General features: G+C 57.2%; 5 protein-coding genes and 1 tRNA gene. 2 read left to right on the forward strand and 4 right to left on the reverse strand.

What is annotated here, in order from left to right; all coding sequences use genetic code 11:
- Window positions 1–22 precede the first annotated feature (22 nt).
- The gene (locus IH881_20375; protein ID MCH7870055.1) at window positions 23–523 is read left to right on the forward strand and encodes a hypothetical protein; all 501 of its coding nucleotides are present in this window, start codon (window positions 23–25) and stop codon (window positions 521–523) included.
- A gap of 64 nt (window positions 524–587) precedes the next feature.
- On the opposite strand, the gene IH881_20380 is transcribed toward IH881_20375, so the two are convergent.
- The 4 genes from IH881_20380 to IH881_20395 form a co-directional block, all read right to left on the reverse strand.
- Window positions 588–684 (reverse strand) — tRNA-OTHER (locus IH881_20380).
- 93 nt (window positions 685–777) lie between these two features.
- Window positions 778–1317 carry a PilZ domain-containing protein gene (locus IH881_20385; GenBank protein MCH7870056.1) on the reverse strand — a complete coding sequence of 180 codons (540 nt, stop codon included), beginning with the start codon at window positions 1315–1317 and terminating at the stop codon, window positions 778–780.
- Window positions 1314–1643 (reverse strand): PilZ domain-containing protein, encoded by a 330-nt coding sequence (locus IH881_20390; protein ID MCH7870057.1) that lies wholly within the window; start codon window positions 1641–1643, stop codon window positions 1314–1316. Before IH881_20390 ends, IH881_20385 begins: the two co-directional genes overlap by 4 nt.
- 443 nt (window positions 1644–2086) lie before the next feature.
- Window positions 2087–2377 (reverse strand): type II toxin-antitoxin system HicB family antitoxin, encoded by a 291-nt coding sequence (locus IH881_20395; GenBank protein ID MCH7870058.1) that lies wholly within the window; start codon window positions 2375–2377, stop codon window positions 2087–2089.
- A 643-nt stretch (window positions 2378–3020) separates the two neighbouring features.
- Between IH881_20395 and IH881_20400 the strand changes: the two genes are divergently transcribed.
- Complete coding sequence (locus tag IH881_20400; protein MCH7870059.1) at window positions 3021–3263, forward strand: hypothetical protein; 243 nt, start codon at window positions 3021–3023, stop codon at window positions 3261–3263.
- Window positions 3264–3570: the final 307 nt, after the last annotated feature.

Genomic DNA, 3570 nt, shown 5'->3' on the forward strand with positions numbered 1-3570 from the left:
ATATTTCTCCCATGAGAGCGACTTGAAGCTCGCCCAACAGTACTACTCCTTGTGCCGGTTGGACAAAGGAGAAGGCTCCTGGGCAATCGAGAGCTGCCCACAAGAACTCTGGAGCAACCACATCTTTTTGACAGATCTCTTTCGACCCAGAACGCATGCCGAACTCGCCATCGATGTAGAGTTGATGAGTGCCGATGAATCGAATCAAAAACTGATTGCGATCCACGCATTTCGCATTGCCAAAAAGCACAACGAGGCCACAAACAACTTCCTGGTCTCTGAGTTCAGTGCGGCTCAGCGATATCTGGTGACCGGACTGCTCGTCCTGGCCACCGCCCTGGCGAGTGCACAGTGGTCGGCGCCGAAAGAAACCGAGCTGGAGCGTGCACTCAATTCTCAGACGGAACTTCGTCGCCTGCTGACCGGACCGCAGGGTCCGCCGGGACCGAAGGGCGAACAGGGTCCAGTTGGAGCGCGAGGTCCACGGGGGTTTCTTGGAACCTCGTCCTCCCCGCCCAAGTGAAACGAGTTTTCGCATCGCTCGCGCTCGGCGATCGACCCCGCAGTGTGCGAATGGTCCCCTGGGTCCCAGCTGACGGGCCTCGAACCCGTATCTACCGATGTCAATATCGGGGATCTCCCGATGGCAGAATCGGTCGCTCTTCCAACTTGAGCTACAGCCCCGCGAATCGCGTGCATCAGATGCTATGCAACACGATCGGTGGCCGCTGGGACCCAAGGGTCTTAACTACACAGATATTGTCACCGGTGTCCGATTTATTGGAGGCACGTCCGATCGCTCACAACTTCGACGATCGACCACGAGTCGTCGAGGTCTTTAGTGGCCATGTTTCTCGCTTCATCTTCGGTTGCAGCGCTAAAAGTGAGAATGCGAGTGCGCGGTGTTCCTTCTATCTGGACACGTACGCGGAAAATGTCGAGCCCATCCTCAGTCTCGGTCGGGCCGTCATTCCCGGTTGGCTTGGATGGATTTTTTTCTGCACTGGATGTGAACAGCCCGGAATCGGTGTCGTCTGACTTTGTGATAATCAGTCCGGCCGACCAGCTAGTTCTCAGCGTGGCTTTGCTTTTTGTGCTGCGCACGTGCCATACGTCTGCATGAATGTTCACGCTGTCATGGCCGGGCAGGTCGATCTCAACCTCGAGCGATTCTCCCTTCCGAAGCTGGACTGGCGAGAGTACACACAGGCCGTCCTGGGATACATCGAGGACACGGGCTCGAATGCGGTCGCGACCTCTGCGAATCCGGCAGTGGAGTCGACACCGCGTGCGCGGACTGTGTCGCCGCTCCGTCACGATTGACGTGTTGCCGCGACGATACGCTGTGCGACCTTGGCCTCGACTTCATCGAATTCGATCCCAAGCCCGCGCGGGCTCTCCGAGCCAAAGGTGACTCGCACAACCCGGCCGGATATTTCAATCGGAGAGAGGCCATCATGCACGTCGAGGGTGAGTTCGACCTCGGTCGAAACGGGTGCCGCTAAGTCTGTTACGAGGAAGGCCCCCTTCGAACTGAGGTCCCGCGTGACTGCGCTGTACACGGCTCCAGCGAAACATAAGATTGCCTTCGCTTCGAAGGGAAATCTTATGCTCTGCCTTCGGTCTAGAATGATCTCGCCCATTGACCGTTCTCCGTGGCCGATCGATTGCCTCGCAGCCGATGTCGTTAATCACAGGGTTAAGGCGACTCGCGAATCTCGCGTGCGGTGAGCAACAAACCGACAACTCAAGTCTTGTATCGGACATCGTGTCAGTACATTAAGAGTTTTTTTGGTCCCGCCGGACCCTTGGTAGTGCGCTGAGGTGCGAATACTGCGGCGCACCGATGGGAGAGCCGAGGTAACAGCCCGGCCCAGCCTTGCTGCCATTCGGTGGCTGCTGCATCGACAGTCAATGCTGCTCATAACTTGAGCAACGGTGGGCCGAAATCAGCGCAGCCCATCGGCACAAGATCAGCCTCGGCCGCTCTGGGCGGGTTGCAGCTCATTTTTGTACAAGCGCGGTAATCAATGAACTTGATCCAGTTTCGTCACTGGTCGCAGTCTCTGACCATGGCTTAGCCCCGCTACCCCTCCGCCAACTTCTCGAGTGCCGCTTCCTCGAGGAATCCCGCCCGCGTCATTCGACGCTGCTTCGTGTACGAGTCGATCTGCTCGAGCACGCCTTTCTTGAACGTCACGTTGATTCGCACGGCCTGGATTTCGCGCTCAGTGTCTTTTCCCTCGGTTCTGCTCCTGCCGCGAAAGGTACACGGTTCGGTCAGCGTCTCGCTGGGGGCACCCTCGGCCGCTCGCTCCAGGGCCGATTCAATCTTCGGCCGGTGGGTCGAGCGGGGGCTTAGGGGATGTTGACTCACACCACTTGCGGTATGACGTCTCTACAGCTGCAAGTTCTGGGGGGGCGTAGTAGGAGACCAATGATCCATAACTGCAAGGGACTGCGTAAAGGGAGTGACGATAAATCGCGCCAGTCCCCCACTTACTTTCAATCTCCGTAGGAAAGACTAAGCCGGAGTGGGTGATCTGTTTCTTGTTTCGATACAGCACGAGGTCTCGTTCCTGAATGGCATCTGGGCGCAAAACAAGGAGATTGGATTCGATAAGCGAGTCTATGAAATTCGACTCGGGAGACTTGGCTATCTCTCTAAAAACGTTTGACGAGTCCAGACCGAGGGCGTGGCAATGACAGTTGATTGTGGTGAAATGGGGGTCAGAGGGGTAGAGCGGACTCAGACAGTGAATATTTCGACCGTATTTCTCCGCAATCGCGTGTACAACACTGGGGATACCGCGTTGCGCAAATGGTTCTTTGTCGTTCACCGCGTCGCTGAGTTCGCGGCGAAAGCTCGGAGTGTCCTGGTCCTTGAACGGTTTCATGTAATCAGCTGCCCCATGCAGCCACTACCTGTCATCTGCCCGTCGCGTGGCCTACCCCGAGCAGTGCCCGATTGTACCGCGAACCGGCCGCCCTGACGGTGGAATGTCCACAGAGAGGGATGTTTGAATACCGTTTTGCAATATTCATATAAAGGGGATACGATGGCGGCTAAATCGAAGAAGGGCGGCGCTCGCAAGGGGGCCGGCAGGAAGCCGAAAGCTCAGGAGGAGCGGAGGGGAAAGTCAGTCGGCATCAGGTTCACGATTCTAGAGCTGTTGCAGGTCGAGGATGCAGCCGCCGGCAAACCTATCTCAACCTTCCTTCGGGAGATCGTTCTTCGCTACCTGGTCCGCCGCAAGAAGTGACGTCCTTCCCAACCATCAAAGGGGAAGACCATGACCGAAGAACGCGAAAGTCAGATGGAACCGATCACACTGCACTGCCTCGCGCCGAGTTCGCTCGAACTGAGCCCCGCCAACAGGCTCGAAGCCGAAGACCTGCCACGCATCCAACCAGTACCGCCACGGCCGCACAGATCACACCCACCCGCACCGAATGCGCAAACCTCATCCTGGCCTCCCTCCTCACCCCCAATGGCTCAAGTGTAACACTGCGATGCGACAAATTTAGACGCCAGCCGGTGCACTGGCTGCGCTTTAGATGGCGGTCGCA

The sequence above is a fragment of the Myxococcales bacterium genome, assembly GCA_022563535.1.
Lineage (GTDB): Bacteria > Myxococcota_A > UBA9160 > UBA9160 > UBA4427 > DUBZ01.